This window comes from Aquimarina sp. AD10 (assembly GCF_003443715.1).
GTDB classification, from domain to species: domain Bacteria; phylum Bacteroidota; class Bacteroidia; order Flavobacteriales; family Flavobacteriaceae; genus Aquimarina; species Aquimarina aggregata.
Genome location: NZ_CP031965.1, coordinates 2,510,226 through 2,527,808, shown reverse-complemented (window position 1 = coordinate 2,527,808; position 17,583 = coordinate 2,510,226). Strand labels below are relative to the sequence as shown.

At 31.0% G+C, this 17,583-nt stretch carries 20 protein-coding genes; 4 read left to right on the top strand and 16 right to left on the bottom strand.

Features of this window, described 5'->3' with window-relative positions:
- Positions 1-182: 182 nt before the first annotated feature.
- The 13 genes from D1816_RS10415 to D1816_RS10355 all read right to left on the bottom strand — a co-directional run bounded on the left by D1816_RS10415 (position 183) and on the right by D1816_RS10355 (position 10,392).
- A complete protein-coding gene (locus D1816_RS10415) occupies positions 183-503 on the bottom strand; it encodes an AraC family transcriptional regulator (protein ID WP_118502705.1) in 321 nt (106 codons plus the stop codon).
- Entirely contained in the window at positions 479-1,819 is a 1,341-nt protein-coding gene (locus D1816_RS10410; protein WP_118502703.1) for a tetratricopeptide repeat protein, read from the bottom strand. The genes D1816_RS10415 and D1816_RS10410 overlap by 25 nt, the downstream gene beginning before the upstream one ends.
- Before the next feature lie 22 nt (positions 1,820-1,841).
- Entirely contained in the window at positions 1,842-2,342 is a 501-nt protein-coding gene (locus D1816_RS10405; protein ID WP_118502701.1) for a DUF192 domain-containing protein, read from the bottom strand.
- 101 nt (positions 2,343-2,443) lie between these two features.
- Positions 2,444-2,971, bottom strand: coding sequence for a hypothetical protein (locus D1816_RS10400; protein WP_118502699.1), 528 nt, complete (start codon positions 2,969-2,971; stop codon positions 2,444-2,446).
- Positions 2,972-3,028: 57 nt separating this feature from the next.
- On the bottom strand, positions 3,029-4,384 hold the full coding sequence (gene creD, locus D1816_RS10395) for a cell envelope integrity protein CreD (RefSeq protein WP_118502697.1): 1,356 nt from the start codon (positions 4,382-4,384) through the stop codon (positions 3,029-3,031).
- 26 nt (positions 4,385-4,410) lie between these two features.
- Positions 4,411-5,055, bottom strand: a complete 645-nt coding sequence (locus D1816_RS10390; protein WP_118502695.1) for a DUF1361 domain-containing protein — start codon at positions 5,053-5,055, stop codon at positions 4,411-4,413.
- Positions 5,056-5,066: 11 nt separating this feature from the next.
- Complete coding sequence (locus tag D1816_RS10385; protein ID WP_066312561.1) at positions 5,067-5,357, bottom strand: hypothetical protein; 291 nt, start codon at positions 5,355-5,357, stop codon at positions 5,067-5,069.
- Positions 5,348-5,815, bottom strand: coding sequence for a Coq4 family protein (locus D1816_RS10380; RefSeq protein ID WP_118502694.1), 468 nt, complete (start codon positions 5,813-5,815; stop codon positions 5,348-5,350). Before D1816_RS10380 ends, D1816_RS10385 begins: the two co-directional genes overlap by 10 nt.
- A gap of 54 nt (positions 5,816-5,869) precedes the next feature.
- On the bottom strand, positions 5,870-6,163 hold the full coding sequence (locus D1816_RS10375; RefSeq protein WP_118502692.1) for a transcriptional regulator: 294 nt from the start codon (positions 6,161-6,163) through the stop codon (positions 5,870-5,872).
- Positions 6,164-6,228: 65 nt separating this feature from the next.
- Positions 6,229-6,834: a hypothetical protein gene (locus D1816_RS10370; protein ID WP_066312555.1), complete on the bottom strand. Its 606-nt coding sequence runs from the start codon at positions 6,832-6,834 to the stop codon at positions 6,229-6,231.
- 195 nt (positions 6,835-7,029) lie between these two features.
- Entirely contained in the window at positions 7,030-7,563 is a 534-nt protein-coding gene (locus D1816_RS10365) for an ankyrin repeat domain-containing protein (RefSeq protein ID WP_118502690.1), read from the bottom strand.
- 87 nt (positions 7,564-7,650) lie between these two features.
- Positions 7,651-9,171, bottom strand: a complete 1,521-nt coding sequence (locus tag D1816_RS10360; protein WP_118502688.1) for a catalase — start codon at positions 9,169-9,171, stop codon at positions 7,651-7,653.
- A 291-nt stretch (positions 9,172-9,462) separates the two neighbouring features.
- A complete protein-coding gene (locus tag D1816_RS10355; RefSeq protein WP_066312730.1) occupies positions 9,463-10,392 on the bottom strand; it encodes a hydrogen peroxide-inducible genes activator in 930 nt (309 codons plus the stop codon).
- A gap of 356 nt (positions 10,393-10,748) precedes the next feature.
- Here D1816_RS10355 and D1816_RS10350 point away from each other — a divergent pair, with 356 nt between their 5' ends.
- Positions 10,749-11,105 (top strand): DUF1801 domain-containing protein, encoded by a 357-nt coding sequence (locus tag D1816_RS10350; protein ID WP_118502686.1) that lies wholly within the window; start codon positions 10,749-10,751, stop codon positions 11,103-11,105.
- 9 nt (positions 11,106-11,114) lie between these two features.
- Here D1816_RS10350 and kdsA read toward each other — a convergent pair whose 3' ends face one another.
- Complete coding sequence (gene kdsA / locus D1816_RS10345; RefSeq protein ID WP_066312551.1) at positions 11,115-11,933, bottom strand: 3-deoxy-8-phosphooctulonate synthase; 819 nt, start codon at positions 11,931-11,933, stop codon at positions 11,115-11,117.
- A 123-nt stretch (positions 11,934-12,056) separates the two neighbouring features.
- On the opposite strand from kdsA, the gene D1816_RS10340 reads away from it, so the two are divergent.
- Positions 12,057-12,593 (top strand): DUF3575 domain-containing protein, encoded by a 537-nt coding sequence (locus tag D1816_RS10340; protein WP_066312549.1) that lies wholly within the window; start codon positions 12,057-12,059, stop codon positions 12,591-12,593.
- Positions 12,594-12,744: 151 nt separating this feature from the next.
- Positions 12,745-14,544: a translational GTPase TypA gene (gene typA, locus D1816_RS10335; protein ID WP_066312548.1), complete on the top strand. Its 1,800-nt coding sequence runs from the start codon at positions 12,745-12,747 to the stop codon at positions 14,542-14,544.
- 103 nt (positions 14,545-14,647) lie between these two features.
- Here typA and D1816_RS10330 read toward each other — a convergent pair whose 3' ends face one another.
- Positions 14,648-15,301 carry a hypothetical protein gene (locus D1816_RS10330; RefSeq protein ID WP_066312540.1) on the bottom strand — a complete coding sequence of 218 codons (654 nt, stop codon included), beginning with the start codon at positions 15,299-15,301 and terminating at the stop codon, positions 14,648-14,650.
- Positions 15,302-16,470: 1,169 nt separating this feature from the next.
- Here D1816_RS10330 and D1816_RS10325 point away from each other — a divergent pair.
- Positions 16,471-16,809, top strand: coding sequence for a tRNA-binding protein (locus D1816_RS10325; protein WP_118506244.1), 339 nt, complete (start codon positions 16,471-16,473; stop codon positions 16,807-16,809).
- A 5-nt stretch (positions 16,810-16,814) separates the two neighbouring features.
- Here the strand turns inward: D1816_RS10325 and D1816_RS10320 are convergent, their stop codons facing one another.
- Positions 16,815-17,498, bottom strand: a complete 684-nt coding sequence (locus D1816_RS10320; RefSeq protein ID WP_066312535.1) for a cell division ATP-binding protein FtsE — start codon at positions 17,496-17,498, stop codon at positions 16,815-16,817.
- Positions 17,499-17,583: the final 85 nt, after the last annotated feature.

Below are 17,583 nucleotides of genomic sequence, written 5' to 3'. Positions count from 1 at the left end.
TAGTGGAGAGATAAAACTAACTAGACTTCTTTTTGTAAAAAAGGTATAATTATTACTATTATTATAATCAATGTTGACTAGACAATTTTAGGATATTCATTGATACTCTTATACTTTGGATTGAGCGAGTGTAAGAATATCTTGTAAATATTGATTGACTTTTTCAAAGGAACTATAAATCCTTATAATGTTATAAGTTTTAAAGATTCTTCTCTGTATTCTGAAGGAGTTTTCCCCACTAGTTGTTTGAATACTCTGTTAAAAGATGTTTTACTATTAAAACCTGCTTCATATCCTATTGCTAAAATTTTGAAGTCTTTATATTTTGGGTTTTTTATTAAGTTTTTAGCTTCGTTTACGCGATAAAGATTTATAAAACTATTAAAGTTTTTTTCTAGACAAACATTTAATACTTCAGAGAATTGATGAATGGTCATAGATAAGTTTTTGGCTATATCTGATTGTTTGATTTCAAAATCTAAATATGGTTTTTCGTTATCCATATAATCAAGAATCTTTTCATATAAATCTCTCTATCTTTTTGTGACAATAAAGATTTCTGATAAGGAATTTGAGTTTTTTCTTTTGATGAACTTAAGGCTAAATTTTGTTTAGCAAGAATCTGTAGGTTTGTTTTTAGTGTTTCATTTTCATTCCTTAAAAGTATCCGATTCTTTTTTAACTGCTCGGCTTCTTGACTAACTCTTTTATTCTTTCTAAGGTAATAAAACAATACGCATAGCAATATTGAAATAAAAATAATACTACAGAGATAGAGTATCTTTTTTTCTCTAGATATTTCTCTTAAGTCCTCTTCGATTTTTTTTATCTCTATTTCTGTTTCTAAACGTTTGGCTTTGGACAAAGAATTATAGTATAATCCTTTTACACGATCATGGCCTTTTTGATGATTTACAGCTTTTTCAAACTTTCCAAGTTTGTCGTATATGTAAGCAAGCTTTTTGTGCGTATACATTTCTGTTCTTCTGTACTCATACGTAAAAGCTAGTCCCAAAGCCACTTGTAAGGGTTTTTCTGCCTCCTCTAATCGATTAAGTTTTATCAGTGCACTACCCATATTATAATGTGTTGATGCATTGAGTTCTTTAGATAGCTTTTGATCATTTAGTGTTAATGCTTCTTCACTATACTTTACAGATTGCTCATACTGTTTTAATTGATAATAACTATCGGCTATACTATTTAGAGCAGATACAATGATATCATTGCGTTTAAGTTTTTCTCCTATTTCTTTTGATTTTTTGAAGTATTCTAATGCTTCCTTATATTTAGTATTGGCTACGGTTAATTCTCCTAAACCTGAATAAGTAGCCATTCTATATATGTCTGGTCCCCCGTGCTTGTTTATATACCCTAGTGCTTCTTCAAATACTAATTTGGCTTTATTGTGATATCCAATCTCATTATAGATATTTCCCAGGTTAATTAAAATAACAGTGCGCCTCTTGTAGCTTTCAGGTATTGATGTAACTAATTCTAAAGATTTCAGGTAGTAGTTTAAAGCTTTGTCATATTCAGCTTTCTTTTTATAGTAAATCCCTAGCCGAGTGATTGCATCAATTTCAATCTCCTTTAGATTATTTTTTCTTGCAATACGTAAAATAGAATCTGTAAATATTTTGAATCGTTCATATTCACCTTTGTTGTAATAATCTCCCTGTAGTTTTGTTAGTCTATCAATAGTTTCATTAACTATAGTTTTATGTTTTTGTATGGCTCCATTTTTTTCTTGAGCGCCGATATGTGTTACAGAACAAATACATAGGACAAGTACTATTTTTAAAACTAGGTTAGTCATATGATAAAAGAAGATTTAGTATCTAAAGTTTTGAAAAGGAAATAGAATCCCCTGTTTTAAGATTCCAGAGATCAGTTAGTTTCGCATTTACTTCAAGAATGTATTTGGCAGGACCTTTTGAAACTAAAGATTTTTCATCAAGAGGTTTTGCCTCTTTTTGAATGCTTACTACTTTGTACCCTTGATCTATATAGATAATATCTAATGGAATTAGTGTGTTTTTCATATAAAAACTTTGAACCTTATTTTCTTCAGATATGAATAACATTCCTTGTTTATTTTCCATAGTTTTTCTGTACATCAAGCCTGTCTCACGTTCATAATCCGAATCGGCAATTTCGATATCTAATTGGGTAATAAGTTTAGGGATCGAGTCTTCTAAAGTAAACAAAGATAGTTCTCCTTCTTTGGTGAAACTTATTTCTTTAGTAATTGTTGTATTGCTTTTTTGGTCTGTTTTGCAAGAAAACATAGCCAGAGTTATACATAAGAGACTAAGCGAATAAATATGTGTGGTTTTCATGTTATTTTCTTTTGTAGAAGCTAAAAGTAGCCAAAAAAGCTACATTTCAAAAATATGATATGCAGCTTTTGTTGATTAACTAGTAAGTGTGTACTATATGCTTACCATTTTACTAAATGAATGATAATAGTTTTTTCGTCTTTACAAAAACCTATAAAATGATAATCATTACCTTTATTTGATGAAGCAAAGAATACGTAATTTTGATCTCCTGTTTGCGCTTTTATCCAGTCGTAAGGTTTGCTGCCGGTATCTTGATACTCCATAAGTTTTTTAGAATTTTTTACTTCAGAAAGTAGCTTTTTAAAATCATTTTTATTTACAGATATCGCAGCAGCCGACATATATTCACCATGAAAATCTGGATACGTTGCTTTTTTAAACTTAAAATAAGCACTTTTAGGTAATTCAAGTTCGGTTATGGTTTGAAACTCTTCTGTATAAAAATCATCTTGGGGTAAGCTATCAATATAAATCATTATAGCTACTATCACATAAGGAATAACAAAAACCACCAAACCAATCATTAACGCCTTATTTGGATAATATTTTTTAATAATTTTAAAGACTATAAATGAAATTAAAAGAGGTCCTCCAATAACTATTATTAAGAAGATTAGAATTATCATGAACATAGCATTTTATTTAGTGATAGCGCAACTCCTTTTTTTTAGATTGACGAAGCTCTAATCGTTTTTCCAATCTATTCTTCGAGAGATCATCATTATACTTCCTAGAATTAGGAATAGTCCAATGCTACCTACTAGTAATGCATAATTCTCTAATTGAATGATCACAAATATAAAGGTGTATAAAGCGGCTAGAGAAGCGGCTACAAATCCCATAAACTTTATACTTTTTAAAATAGCTTTTGCATACATGGATATAAGGATAACAACAGAGACCCCTGCAATCATATACGCATATAAAAAACTAGAATGTTCAGAAATAGAGATTAGTAATGTGTAAAACATGGTAAGTGCCAAACCTATCATTAAATATTGAAAAGGATGTATATCAATTTTGCTGATCGTTTGGATTAAAAAGAAAACTAAAAAAGTTAATGCGATTACTAGATACCCGTATTTGCTTGCGCGTTCACTTTTTTGATATTCATCGACAGGTATTAATAATTTTACTCCAAATGCAGATGAATTGATATAAGGTAATTCTCCAAAAAACTCTTGTTCAAATTCTCTATTTATTTGTAGTACTTTCCAATCTGCTTTAAATCCGTTTTCAGTTATTTCTTTAGTTTTTGTGTTTGGTAAATAATTACCATTAAAACTTGGTGATGCCCAATTCGAAACCATTGAGACATTGGTTTCTCTACCAACTGGAATGAAACGTAGTTGTTCACTACCATTAATAACTAAATCTAAATTAAAGCTAATGGTTTGATCTTTTGGTAATGAATTTTCTTTAAGAAATTTAGTTTCTAAGGTGTTGGTGTTTGAATTTTGAATGTAACGAGATCTTAGCGGGTAAGCGTTGTTTCCAATATTGAGTTCTAGGTTACTCTTAATTCCTTTAAGATTTGTAGAATTTATAATTACTGTTGCTTTATTCCATAAAATATCTTCATCCTTAATGTCCTGGATGTCAAAATTAGGAGATTCAAAAGAACCTTTAATTTTCATATCGGCGGTATAAACAACAGATTCATAGATGCTTCTTCCTAAGGTTTCGGATTCTATCTTAGACTTTATATCTAAAGTGTTAGGAAAGAAAAATGCATGTTTTATTGTAATGATATCTTCTTCATTATAGGCTTTAGTCTTGTCATCCCAGGTTTTTTTGAGAGAGTGGATTTGATAGGGTATTTTAAGAACTGGACCATATAAAAGTACCTCATTTCCCCATTTTTGGTTAATTTCTTTTACGACTTCTTCTTGACGATAAGCACGCTCTTGTATTAAATTTTTTATATAGGATAAGGGAATCAATAAAACTAAAATTAAAATACCAACCATAAGCATACGTATGGTGATAGATGTTTTGATCCATTGTCCAAATGACTTTTTTTGTTTTTGAGTTTCCATAGTTTTTAAAATTATATTGTTACTAATTATTTATTTTCTTGACAGTATTGTATTAGCCGATATGTAATGATCAGAAAAGATCCAAAACCAATAGTGAATGCCCATGTGTTTATGTGTTCAATAGGAAATAGAACTCTTTTAAAAATATCAGATAGAATTGCTAAAGGGTTTTGAAGAATATCCCAACTGTTCCATCTTAATACTCTTCCTAAATAGATTCCGAAACCACAAAGTAATAATGTAGCATTGATGATGATATGAGTTTTGAGTTTTGAAAATTGTACTTGTAGTAGTTTTTGCATCATTTGTAATGAAACAAACCCGATGATCATACCGTTGATAGCAAAGGATAAAATAAGGAGTACATCAAACCAAATCGTCTGTAGAGTGCTAATTCTAATATGCTGTAAGTCAGTTAAGATATAAGGCGCATTGGGAAGAAATGCTAACCAGATTGTAAAACCAAGCCAGAACACAAAACGATTTGTAGTTTTTATACCTAGTAGAAATGTTACTAAATAGGGGATACATGCTAAAAAGAGATTCCATACAAGAAATAAGTAATAAATAGAATCAGTTTTTATAATTCTGATTAGTAAGAGTATAAAACTAAAACCTACAGAGATAGTAAAGCCTTTTATAAAAGGTAATTGTTTGTATATGGTATTCATTGTCTTAAGTGCTATAAAATGATGGTTAATATGTATCCAATAGTAATCGGGATGTTGAGTAAAAAAATCAAAATCGTCATTCTGTTTTCTTTCTGGTATTGCGGATTTATAAAAGAGCTAATTGCAAGATCAATTAGAATAATGGTATTTAATACTGCTGCGATTATTACATACAATAATCCTATTCTTACTATTTGTAGAGTTTGATGTAAATGAAAGGTTAGCAAGAGTATTGTGCCGATTAAGAAGCTGATCAAAGCAATTATAAGGGCAGTTTTGTTTTTAGTTTGTGTTATTTCCATAAGGGTATAATTGAAAGCGTTGTTTGTAATTCTTTTAAAGGTTGATATAAGAGGTTTTTATAATTTAATTGATAAAAAGGATGCGCTTTTCGCCCTTTTATATAGAATGACTTGAATGTCTTTAGTTTATCGGGGTAGAGTAGACTTCCTAAAAGGATTACAGAGAATAAATAGATGCTTCGTTTGCCATTTCCTAAAAGATAAAATTGCATTGATATTTCTTCTGAAACAGATATGCCAATACCTGTAAGTACATGAAAAACATCATGGTTCTCTAATTTTGGTTGAGGTGTGAAATCATGTTTAAGTAAGAAACATCCTAAATGAAAACCAAGACTATTCTTGGGATAGTAGATTAATTGTTTAATCGATATATCCCAAGGGATTTCTTTTTTGAACCACTTTTTATATGGTTTTTTACTCCACTCATATATAGTTTCTTGTATAAATGCTCTCATTTTTTATATTTTAAAAGTACTTTGAATTTCAAAGTAAAAGAATAAAAAAAATACCTATCCTTTTAATAATTTTTCAATAGCTTCTACGTGTTTTTTAAAAGCTTCTCGCCCTTTTTTAGTGGCGCTATAACGTGTGTTAGGCTTACGACCGATAAATGATTTTTCAACTTTTATGTATTCTTCTTTTTCTAGCGCTTTTGTGTGACTTGCCAGATTACCATCGGTAGCACCAAGAAGTTCTTTTAGCATTTTAAAATCGGCAAACTCATTTACGACTAGTATGGACATAATTCCTAACCGAATTCTATGATCAAAAGCTTTATTTATATTGTCAATTATGTTTTTCATCTGTGATTCCTGTTTTTATCAGGAATTTTTTGTTATGCTTCGAAATCTATGATTACTGTATGATTTTATCTATCATGATTGAAGTAAATCAGGCTCCCGTAAACGATATGCATTACTCCAAAACCAAGTACCCAAAACCAAAAACCATACCCTGGATAAATTGCACAGATCAAACCTAATACAATTTCTGTATATCCCAAATATTTTACATTACCAATAGTGTATTTTGATGCATTCACTAATGCTAGACCATAAAAAATAAGCATTAATGATCCAGTTAGCCCATAATGATGACTAGAGATTTTTATAAGAATATAGGCTCCACCAGTGAGTAATGGTATCAAAAAAGCGGTAATTAATCGTTGTGAAGCACTATTCCATAAAGTTTCACTGTTTTTTCGTGCTTTTCTAGTGCTTAAAAAAATAGCTGTGACTATACTTAAGGTAGCTACGACTATTAGGTCAAGCAATATATAACTGAATATTTTGCCATCAAGGATTAAATAGTCTCTTCCGCTTATACTTACAAGGTAGTACGCAATTGCAGCGCCTATAAGTGCATAGATACCTGCCATGATTCCTGATAAACCACTAAGCGAAAAAAATCGTGATGATTTATTCATCATATCCTTGATCTCGGTAATGTCTTTTAGATAATCTTCTGTGCTCATATTAAAAGTACTTTGAAATGCAAAGTAAAATTAAAATATTGAATTGTGCAAATTTTAAACGAGTTATACTTCTCCAAACAATAATTAATGAGTGGTTTTTGAGTTAGGAGATGTTATATAGTAGTGTTATATGTCCGGTTTTGTGATGAACTAAAAAAATGAGTCCAAAAATTTTTAGACTCATTTAGCTTTTGGTTACCTAAGGATATTTGCAAGTTCTACATTGGCTTGCTTTTTTGCTAGATCATAAGGAGTGTCACCATAACTATTCTTTATGGTTTTGCTGGCTTTAGCTTCTATTAGTAACTCTACAATAGCTTTGTTTCCAAAAGTTGCGGCAAAGTGTAAGGCAGTGGCGCCATTGTAATTTTGCTGATCAATGCTCACTTTATTTTTGATTAATATTCTAGCGATATCTGTATACCCTTGAAAAGCTACTCCCATTAAAGCAGTATTCCCTGAGGTGTCTGCAAGGTTAATATTTGCGTTTTTAGAGATTAAGTATTTTACTATTTCTGATTGATTATTATAAGATGCTAATATTAATAAAGAGAAGCCTTTAGAGTTTTGATAATGTAATAAATCGTAATTTTTTTTAATAGCTTCTTGTAATATTTCAAGTTTCCCTTCTCTTACAACTTGTTCTAAAAGATGAAAATCTTGACTCTTTATGATATTTGGTATTATCAAACTTAGAAATACCATAGTTAACCATATTTTTGTTTTCATAACTATGTTTAGTAGTGTTAAAAATCAAATAGCCTTTAAAAGAAATTAAGAATAGGTTCTGTTAAAGGCTATTTTGTAATGTGTTATTTATCTAAAATCTTTAGCAGAAAAACCTAAAGCTTTTGCTACTCTCATGCCGTAATCTTTATCGGCACGATAAAAATGAGTAATCATTTTCTTTTGAACATCTTTACTATTAACCTGACTTAAATCTCCTACAAGATTTGCGATTAAATGTTCCTTTTCTGTATCAGTTAGAGAACGATAAAATTCACCTGCCTGACCATAATTATTTGTTTTATTTATAGGAGATTGCACAATGATTGCTTTCTCTGCAGAGCTATAAGATGCATTTCTATATTTATTTTCTTCGGCTACAGGTATATGATTACTTGGTTCATAATTAATGTCTGGATTGGGAAAACTACTGTTTCTAGAACTGTTCCAACTATCTGAATTATAGTTTACAACTTTGTTCTTAGGTTGATTAACCTTTATTTGTTGAAAGTTACCACCAAGTCTATGGCGTTGCGTATCAAAATACGAAAATAATCTTCCTTGTAACATTTTATCTTCAGAAGGTTCTACACCTGGAATTAGATTTCCGGGAGCCATTGCTATTGATTCTACTTCTTCAAAAAAGTTAACCGGATTGCGGTTCAGAGTCATAGTTCCAATTTTAGTTAAAGGAAATTTTTTCTCTGACCAATGTTTGGTGTCATCTAGAGGCCAAAAGTCAAAACTATTAAGATCTTCTGGTTTAATGAACTGAACATATAAATCCCATTGTGGAAATTTTTTAGCTTCTATATCTTTTCGTAAGCTTTCTGTAGCGTGACCAACATTTTTGGCTTGGATTGCAGATGCTTCGGCTGGAGTAAGGTTTTGAACTCCTTGTTTTGTTTTCCAGGTATACTTTAGGTATACTACTTTTCCTTCTTTATTTACCCATTTAAATCCATGAACACTACTTCCATCCATGTATTGATACCCTTTTGGGATCCCTAAGTCAGTAAATAACCTTGTCACCATATGTGTTGCTTCTGGTGAAAGACTCCAAAAATCAAAATATCGATTGGGGTCTTGTTTATTTGTCACAGGAGATGGTTTTACAGTATGAATAAAATCAGGAAATTTTATTGCATCTCTAATAAAAAATATAGGAAGATGATTTCCTACAATATCATAGTTTCCTTCTTCTGTATAAAATTTTACTGCAAACCCTCTTGGGTCTCTTGCAGTTTCTGCGGACCCCTTACCATGGGCGACTGTAGAAAATCGTACAGCTACATCAGTCTTTTTTCCGATTTTTTGAAAAGGAACAGCCATTGTATATTCAGACATGTCAGCAGAAGCTTCAAAATAACCAAAAGCTCCAGTACCTCTTGCATGAACAACTCTTTCAGGAATACGTTCTCTATCAAAAGCAGCAAGTTTTTCGATTAAATGAATGTCTTGTAATAAAACAGGGCCATTTACACCCATAGTTTGTGAATTTTGATTGTCTCCAACTGGGGCGCCAAAATTCGTTGTCAATTTTTGAGAAAAGCCATTTAAATAGAGGCTTAAAACCAAAAGTAATACTAGTGTTTTCTTTTGTGTGATCATGAATAAATTATTTAAAATATATTTAGTTGCACACAAAACTAATTACAAAACAACATTAATAATTTGGGCTTTAGTATCCATAAATTATACAGTCATAATTAAAATCTATAGTTTTGTTAAATAAATAAATTTTAGTTATCACAAGTAAATGAAACTCAAATCGATATAGTGGTATGGTAATCTGATAGGGTTTTCATTAGCGTATATTATATTTTATAATAAATATTACGAAGAAGATACGGTACGAATTGGACCTTTAAAATATTTGGTGTAGTTAGGCGTGAGTTTGAATTATCGCCATGCTACTTTACGGTAATTATTGATTTCTTTTAGATTATCAGGAATGCTCTTTTTAATGGTCAAATGCAGATCATCTATAAGTTTTTCTTTTGTAAAATTTTTATTAATGACAATACTGATTTCTCTTGTAGGCATAGGGTTTAAAAACGATTTTATAAATCTATCTTCTGATGGGTGGTTAACAGATAGTTGCGGTACTAAACTATACCCTAGACCAGCTTTTACTAATCTTTTAATGGTTTGAATAGAGCCACTTTTAAAGCTAAAATGGTGGTTTGAATGTTCTTTTTTATGCTTACAAATATTTAAGACTTGATTTCTAAAACAGTGCCCTTCTTCTAGTAGCAAAAGTTTTTCTGGAGTGAGATCATCTTGATTTACTTTTTCTGATTGGCTAAATTGTTTTGGATCTTTACAATATAAAAGAAAGGGTTCTTGATAAAGGTGTACTTCTTTCAAACCTGGATCTTCTAGAGGGGTAGATATTATACTAATATCTAAAGTACCATTATGTAATGCTTTAACGATATGTTCGGTTTGCATTTCTTTAATGGTTAGTTTAATATTTGGATGAGTAGTTAAAAACTCTTCAAGAAAAAGAGGAAGAAGGTAAGGAGCTATTGTTGGTATAATACCTAATGTATATTCTCCAGAAATATTAGTCTTGTCTCCATAAGCATATTCATTAAATTCATTTACTTCGCGTAAAATAGATTTCGCTTTTGCAATCAATATTACGCCGATGGGAGTAGGTTCAAGAGGAGTTTTTTCTCTGTTAAAAATTGTTGAACCAATTTCGTCTTCTAATTTTTTTACTTGAATAGTTAATGTAGGCTGCGTTACAAAACATTCTTCTGCAGCTTTTACATAGTGTCGTTTATGGTCAAGGGCGACTATATACTTGAGTTGTTGGAGTGTCATATATGTTGGTTGGTTATTGATAATATAAATACTCGTATTTATATTATCAATTTGACGTAAAAAATTATAATAACTTACTTTGTACGTAGAACTATTTTCGAATCTGTTAAAAATACACATGCTAAGATCAGTTACATGTTTTAGAATAGATGTTGATTTTAGTCGACTAGTAATTACTATTTTCCGATTTTTTAATTTCAGTAACTATTAGTGATGCAGTATTAATTCTGTAGTATTACACATATCGTTGAAGCTATCTACCACTTGTTTTTTGCAACATTTGTAAAGAGTAAGTGGTTAGATTTTTCAATTTGAAAAGGAATATTTATATTGTCGTATCTTGATTGTATAATGATATGAATCCAGCAGAAACCTATATTCTTAATCAACAAGAACCGTATAAAACTATACTACTACATTTACAAGTGTTAATAGAGAATACGGTTTCTTCAGTAGAACTACTTTATAAGTACAAAATACCCTTTTATTATATTGATGGTAGACCATTTTGTTACTTAAATGTGGCTAAGGATTATGTAGATTTAGGGTTTTGGAATGCTGGTCATATTACTGTGCACTCTGATCAAATGGTCACCGCAGGACGTAAGGTCATGAAATCTCTACGATATAGAAATATTGAAGAGATTAATGAGACGGTTTTAATTGAAATTCTAGAAAATGCCTATCAAGTAAAAGATAAGAAGTTTTACTAATAAGTATGTCTATAGATTATTAATTGTTTGTCTTATTGCAACTAAATTACTTAATAACTTTTCTAAGTATTGCAAATCTAGCATATTTGCTCCATCACTTTTCGCATTTGCAGGGTCAAAATGTGTCTCTATAAATAAGCCATCAACACCAGTTGCAATACCTGCACGTGCTATAGTTTCTATCATATCAGGTCTTCCTCCAGTAACGCCACTTGATTGATTTGGTTGCTGTAAAGAATGTGTAACATCTAAAACCGTTGTACCATATTGTTTCATTGTAGGTATTCCTCTAAAATCCACAACCATATCTTGATATCCAAACATGGTTCCTCTATCTGTAATCATAGCTTTAGAATTACCAGAATCTGTAACCTTTTTTACAGCATGTTGCATGGCCTCTGGGCTCATGAATTGACCTTTTTTTAGGTTAACTGTTTTTCCGGTATTAGCTGCAGCCACAACAAGATCAGTTTGACGTACAAGAAACGCTGGGATTTGTAGGATATCCACATATTCTGCTGCTAGTGTAGCGTCTTCGTTTTCGTGAATATCTGTTACTGTTGGGATTTCAAAAGTTTCTCCAACTTTACGTAAAATTTTTAATGCCTTTTCATTGCCAATTCCTGTAAAACTATCTATACGACTGCGGTTGGCTTTTTTAAAAGAACCCTTAAAAACATATGGTATCTTCAGTTTTGATGTGATCTCTACGACTTTTTCTGCTATGCGTAGGGCCATTTCTTCTCCTTCTATAGCGCAAGGCCCAGCAAGTAAGAAAAAGTTATTGGCATCAAGATTTTTTAAGTTTTCAATTTCAGAAAGATCCATATGATATTTTTAAAAAGGCAAAGATAGGATTTTTAATAGTTGAAGTAAAGAATTATTGGTAAAAGTAACTATGGCAAGATGTTTGATTTCGACATAGACATTCACATAAAAAAACTTAGTATAATGAAAAAAATATTCACAGCATTTTTATTTTTAACTGTAGCTTTTGTAAACGCTCAAGGAAACACAAATGAAGTAGAAAAACATCAATTTAAAGCAAATCTATTACTAACTCCTGGAATAGAATATGAAGTTGGGCTCAATAAAAAAACTACCTTAGATTTTAGACTAGGTACCGGGCTTATATATGTGAAATCTAATGATGAAGAGGAGTATGGTGTTTTTTTGACCTTTGAAGGTGCATATCGATATTATTATAATTTTGAGAAAAGAGCACGTAAAGGGAAAAAGACATCTGGTAATTCTGCAAATTATATCGCTTTAACCTCATTGTACACGAATTTAGACCCGATACTGGGAGACATAGATATTAATGATAGCTATTTGGTACAGGTTGGACCTGTTTGGGGATTTCAACGCACATATAATTCTGGTTTAAATCTTGGTTTGGACTTGGGTGTTGGTTTTGCATCTACCGATGACTATGGTATTATAACACCAATTGTTAATTTTAGATTAGGTTGGGCATTTGGGAAATAATGTAGAATAAGAAGTATTAATTTTTTAAAATACAAGCAGCTTTATATGAAGGTTTTGTAAACTTTAATATAAAGCTTTTTTAATAATTAAGTTTTCATATACAACCTGTTGAAATAACTCGTACCTTTGCAGCCTTAAAAATGAGGCGTTTATGACAGCTATAAAAAATATTGCGATAATTGCTCACGTAGATCATGGTAAAACTACGTTGGTAGATAAGATTATGTACCATTGCCAATTATTTCGTGAGAATGAAAATACTGGTGATTTAATTTTAGACAACAATGACCTGGAACGTGAAAGAGGTATTACCATTACTTCTAAAAATGTTTCTGTCATATACAAAGACACTAAAATTAATATTATAGACACTCCTGGTCACGCCGATTTTGGAGGAGAAGTAGAGCGTGTATTAAACATGGCAGATGGAGTATTATTACTTGTTGATGCTTTCGAGGGACCTATGCCTCAAACACGATTTGTACTACAAAAAGCTATTGATCTTGGTTTAAAACCTTGTGTAGTTGTTAATAAGGTGGATAAAGAAAACTGTACTCCAGATGAAGTTCATGAGAAAGTATTTGACCTTATGTTCGAATTAGGTGCAGAAGAATGGCAATTGGACTTTCCAACAGTATATGGTTCTGCAAAGAATAACTGGATGAGTGAAGATTGGAAAAATGAGACGGATAACATCGAGCCATTATTAGATATGGTAATAGAACATATTCCTGCTCCAAAAATAGAAGAAGGTACAACTCAAATGTTGATTACTTCGTTAGATTTTTCTTCATTTACAGGACGTATTGCTATCGGTCGTTTACAAAGAGGTACATTAACCGAAGGAATGCAAGTTTCTCTGGTAAAACGTGATGGATCTATTAAGAAATCAAAAATAAAAGAACTTCATACTTTCGAAGGTTTAGGAAGAATGAAAGTAGAAAAAGTCGAAGCTGGAGATATATGTGCCTTAGTTGGACTAGAAGGTTTCGAAATAGGTGATACAGTAGCCGATATTGAAAATCCTGAAGGATTAAAAACTATCGCTATTGATGAGCCAACAATGAGTATGTTGTTTACAATTAATGACTCACCTTTCTTTGGAAAAGATGGGAAATTTGTAACCTCAAGACATATTAAAGAAAGACTAGAGAAAGAACTTGAAAAAAACTTGGCATTACGAGTTAATGAAACAAATAGTGCTGATAAATTTTTAGTATTTGGTCGTGGTGTATTGCATTTATCTGTCCTTATCGAAACAATGAGAAGAGAAGGGTATGAGTTGCAGATTGGTCAACCTCAGGTAATTATAAAAGAGATTGATGGCGTAAAATGTGAACCAATAGAAGAGTTAACTATAGATTTACCTGAAAATGTTTCAGGAAAAGCTGTGGAAATGGTTACCCTACGTAAAGGTGAAATGCTAAGTATGGAAGCAAAGGGAGATCGTATGGTTTGCGAATTTTTAATTCCGTCTAGAGGGATTATAGGTTTACGTAACCAACTTTTAACTGCTACTGCAGGTGAGGCCATTATGGCTCACCGTTTTAAAGAATATCAGCCTTTAAAAGGAGACATTCCAGGAAGAATAAATGGTTCTTTGGTTTCAATGGAAAAAGGATCTGCTATTCCATATTCAATAGATAAACTACAAGATAGAGGTAAGTTTTTTGTTGACCCAGGAGAAGATATTTATGAAGGGCAAGTTATCGGAGAGAATTCTCGTGGAGATGATATGACCGTGAATATCACCAAAACTAAAAAATTATCTAACGTACGTTCTTCTGGAGCAGATGATAAAGCTAAGATTGTACCTGCAATTAAATTTTCACTAGAAGAAGCTTTAGAATATATTCAGAAAGATGAATACGTTGAAGTGACTCCTAATCATTTAAGATTGCGTAAAGTATTCCTTACTGAAGTAGAACGTAAGAGAAATAAAATTGTATAAATATATTGTATTACATACATAAAGAGACCCCAAATCATATGATTTGGGGTTTCTTTTTTACAAGTATATGTTAATAGTAAAAACTATACAGAAAGTTAAGACTCTAGAAGAAGGTTCTATAACTCGTACGAGCATCTAATAATCCACTTTTAACACCACTTCTAAAAACTTGAATATGGTGTAAATATTGATCTAGTCCACCAACTAATCTAAAAGAATAAGATCTGTTAGTTTCTGGTAGTGGTGTAACTGATTGTCTAAAGAATCTGTTATAACCATTTCTCCCAGAAATTACATGAACCTCAGTACTTCTGCTACCTGTATTGGATTTTTTAATTGCGTACATTGTTAACCCTCCTCTTGGTGTTAGTCCTACTAAGAAATCAAAGTTTGATCCAGTTTCGTGTAGCGCTGTGCCAGTTTGTATGATGAATTTTGTAAACCCAGATTTTCCATCTAAAACATGTATTTCTGTACTTCTAGTACCAGTACTTCTGGTTTTGATTGCTACTAAGTCAGCAAACCTATCAAAATTTACATCTAAATAAAAGCGTCTAAAATTACTACCGCTAACCGAAGAAATTAGATTTTTTGAACTGGGATTGGCGATTTCTCCTGTCCATTCTTCTTCAGAAATACCTATTTCTTGTATACTTTCTTGAGTTAACTCATCTTCTTCATTTTTATCACAACTATAGGTGATAAGTAAAATAGATAATAATAAAACTGATTTTGTTAAAAGATTAATTGTTTTCATAAATAATTAGGTTTTAAAATAAAAGAGTAGTTTAAAAATCTATTGTTAGTGCCTGCTCTTTTGGGTTAATGATTTTCTTAAAACCAAAGGTAATTGTGTCATTATTAGAAATAAATCTATCGTTGTTGGGATTTATAAATTGAGAGTTTAAATTTATAAATATCATGTATCATGTCAAGGTTTTAATTATTTAGTTATATGAATGTTACGATGTTTTTTCATGAAGAAAATAAGGTTTTGTGAACCGATAAAGGTTGTTGTAAGGCTTTAAAGTCTTTTACAAGTACTACTCGATATAGTGTCTAAAAAAAGACAATATAAAACGTAATAATTTAATATAAAAAAGCAGTCTGAAGTATATACTTCAGACTGCCTGTCGATATTTTGGGGTAAATTTGGGGTAAAATTAGTTGTTTGGTTGGGTTAAATATTTTTCGGCTAAGTCAAATATTTGTGGTTTTTCAATTTTGGGGCGAAATACCATAAAAACATTAATCTAATTTTATACTACAAAGTTAAGATTACTTTCTTGAGTAAAACTTGTAAAAATCAATAAAATATCGTTAAAAAGTTATTTTTTTACGATTAAAGGTGTATTTATTAAGGTTTTATAGGGTTTTGAGAGCTTTTTTCTTTCGTTTTTCGAACGAGAATCTAATTACAACACCTAACTTGATTTGAATGATATTTTCATAAAGCTTTTGAACTTTTATTTCATATAAAGAATAGTTCTGTTGATAGTACTAAAATGAGTTAATTTGTGGATTTATAAGTGCTATCTACTTACGCTAAAAGCAGTGTTCTTAATAGGGAAGAGCTGTTTTTTTAAAGAAAAGTCCCGAGAGGGGGATCGGGACTTTAGATAATATTTTGGGGTAAATTTGGGGTTTATTTAATTTTGGGGCAATCAATTGGGCTTTTCGATTTTGGGGCGAAGTGCCAAAAACAATGTCTTAATTTTATATTACAAATGTAAGAAGAAATACCGTTTCGTAACTTGTAAAAACCAACAAATATTCGGTAAAAAGCAGTTTATTTTCGACAAAAAACACATTTTTTATTTTTTACCATCAAATGTAGTACTGTTTATGCGTAAAATGTACGAACTAACATATAATCAATTAGAAACTTTATTATTTTTATCATACTACATAAAAAATGATTATTTAATGGAAACACATTTACACTGGCAAGACTTTATGAAGGTTGATATGAGGGTTGGAACAATACTAAGTGCAGAATTATTTAAAGAGGCAAAAATGCCAGCTTATAAGATGATTGTAGATTTTGGAGAGTTTGGTAAAAGAAAAACATCAGCACAAATAACAAAATTGTATGCAGCCAAAGAGTTGATAGGAAAGCAAGTAGTTGCAGTTATTAATTTTCCACCAAAACAAATAGCCAATATGATGAGTGAATGCCTTGTACTTGGAGTAGTAGGTCTAGACAATGATGTCACCTTGTTAAGTCCTACCAAAAAAGTAATTAATGGATTGCGTATCGGCTGAAAAATTTATGCTTTTCGTTGTACTACCTCAAAAACTTTGTTGCCATCACATTTTAAAGTTTTTGAAGGATATTTAAGAAGAAGAGCGTAGTCATGAGTAGCCATAAGAATGGTATTACCATTTTTATTAATGTCTTGTAATACTTCCATAACCTCTACAGAGGTTTGTGGGTCAAGATTTCCAGTGGGTTCATCTGCTAGTATAAGTTCTGGGTCATTTAGTAAAGCTCTTGCAATCGCAATACGTTGCTGCTCGCCACCAGATAATTGATAAGGATATTTAATACCTTTTGTTTTCATACCAACTTTGTCTAACACATTATCAATTTTACTGTCCATTGCTTTTTCATCTGTCCAACCGGTAGCTTTTAAAACAAATAACAGATTGTCTTTTACAGTTCGATCATTAAGTAATTTAAAATCTTGAAATACAATACCCAATTTCCTACGCAAAAAAGGGATTTGATTTTCTTGTAGACTTGGTAAATCAAAATCCACAATACTGCCTTCACCTTCTAACAAAGGTAGATCTCCATATAGGGTTTTCATAAAGCTACTTTTTCCGGTTCCGGTTTTACCGATCAGATATACAAAATCTCCTTTGTTAACTTCTACATTAACATCAGATAGAATTAAGCTTTCGCGTTGATAAATTGATGCATCTTTTAGGCTCAATACCGTATTGGACATAGTTTATAGTTCTGGATTAATAATACTTCGTAAAAGTAAAAAGTTTTCGTTAAAAAAATGACTAATATTTAAATAAGCAATTTAT